The organism is Nitratidesulfovibrio liaohensis, assembly GCF_011682075.1.
Lineage (GTDB): Bacteria > Desulfobacterota > Desulfovibrionia > Desulfovibrionales > Desulfovibrionaceae > Cupidesulfovibrio > Cupidesulfovibrio liaohensis.
Window position 1 is genome coordinate 1 of sequence record NZ_VSMK01000784.1, and the last position, 536, is coordinate 536.

At 71.8% G+C, this 536-nt stretch carries 1 pseudogene; it reads left to right on the plus strand.

From position 1 onward, the window contains the following. Window positions 1-536, plus strand: a pseudogene (locus FVW27_RS19175) (YgiQ family radical SAM protein); the annotation flags it as partial.

The window sequence follows — 536 nt, forward strand, 5'->3', positions numbered from 1 at the left end:
CGCAAGCTGCATGCACCCGCGCGTGTGCCCCGGCTTTGCCGTGGACCAGTCCGAGGCCGTGGAACTGCTGCGCGCTGTGCGCGCCACCCCCGGAGTGCGCCACGTGCGCGTGGCCAGCGGGGTGCGCTTCGACCTTGCCCTGCGCGACGCTGACGCCCTGCGCGCCTACACCATGGAATTCACCGGCGGCCAGCTGAAGGTGGCCCCGGAACACATCTGCGACAGCGTGCTGGACCTGATGCGCAAGCCCGGCCTGGCCGTGTTCGAACGGTTCCTGACAGCCTTCGCCGACCATTCCACGGCGGCGGGCAAGGAACAGTACGTGGTGCCCTACCTGCTCAGCGCCTTTCCCGGCTGCACCGACGACGACATGCGCACCCTGTCCCGCTGGCTGGCGGCGCGCGGCTGGTCGCCCCGGCAGGTGCAGTGCTTCATCCCCACCCCCGGCACCGTGGCCACGGCCATGTTCTTCGCGGGCATCGACCCTGCGGGCAATCCCGTGCCCGTGGCCCGCACCGACGCCGCGCGGCTGCGCC